Source organism: Pseudomonas oryzihabitans, from assembly GCF_032027545.1.
GTDB classification, from domain to species: domain Bacteria; phylum Pseudomonadota; class Gammaproteobacteria; order Pseudomonadales; family Pseudomonadaceae; genus Chryseomonas; species Chryseomonas oryzihabitans_F.
In genome coordinates this window covers 1-313 of record NZ_JAVSJB010000121.1, presented here as the reverse complement: position 1 = coordinate 313, position 313 = coordinate 1, and the positions used below count along the sequence as shown (strand labels likewise).

Annotated in this window: 1 protein-coding gene; it reads right to left on the bottom strand. The window is 70.0% G+C overall.

The window, feature by feature from the left end:
* On the bottom strand, window positions 1-313 hold a 313-nt coding region (locus tag RND78_RS27985), incomplete at both ends, for a formyltransferase family protein (RefSeq protein ID WP_312733496.1).

The following is a 313-nucleotide window of genomic DNA, read 5'->3' as shown; positions in this document are numbered from 1 at the left end:
AGCGGTGTCGTCGGGGGCGATGGTGACCCGCTGCTGGGCGACGATGGCGCCGGCATCGGCCCGCTTGACCATGCGGTGCAGGGTCACGCCGGTCTCGGTCTCGCCGTTGACCAGCACCCAGTTGGCCGGGGCGCGCCCGCGGTAGCGCGGCAGCAGCGAGCCGTGCAGGTTGTAGGCGCCACGCTTGGCGCAGGCCAGCACCTCTTCGGAGAGCAGGTGGCGGTAATAGAAGGAGAAGATGAAGTCCGGCTCCAGGGCGCGGATGCGCTCGATCCAGAGCGGGTGGTTGACGTCTTCCGGGGCGTGCACCGGT